Origin of the sequence: Bacillus sp. GMs2/2 (assembly GCF_050172095.1) — a bacterium.
Lineage (GTDB): Bacteria > Bacillota > Bacilli > Bacillales > Bacillaceae_G > Bacillus_A > Bacillus_A cereus.
Genome location: NZ_JBNLYE010000785.1, coordinates 1 through 365 on the forward strand (window position 1 = coordinate 1; position 365 = coordinate 365).

The following is a 365-nucleotide window of genomic DNA, read 5'->3' on the forward strand; positions in this document are numbered from 1 at the left end:
TTTACTGATTCAAATGATTACATACAAAGCAAATGCTGTAGGCATTCAAGTTGTTGTAACTGAAGAATCATATACATCGAAAGCAAGTTTTCTGGATAACGACTTCATTCCAACGTATGGAGAAAATGACCAAAATACAACTTTTTCAGGAAAACGAATAAAGCGCGGCATATATCGTTCAGCAAATAAAACTTTAATTAATGCAGATGTAAATGCCGCGGCTAACATTTTACGAAAAGTAATCCCAAATGCATGGACAAATGGGATAGAGGGGTTAAGCGTGAAACAGCTCGCTAATGTGTTAACTCCCCTGACGTTAATCGTCCGTTAGGTCGAAACGTTAGAAACCCCCACTTCAAGCTTTG

The 365-nt window shown here is 38.1% G+C and carries 1 protein-coding gene; it reads left to right on the forward strand.

Annotation, left to right across the window (positions count from 1 at the left end):
* The coding region (locus ACQGS6_RS29525) for a zinc ribbon domain-containing protein (RefSeq protein WP_426966117.1) at nucleotides 1-331 on the forward strand (331 nt) is incomplete at its 5' end.
* Nucleotides 332-365 lie beyond the last annotated feature (34 nt).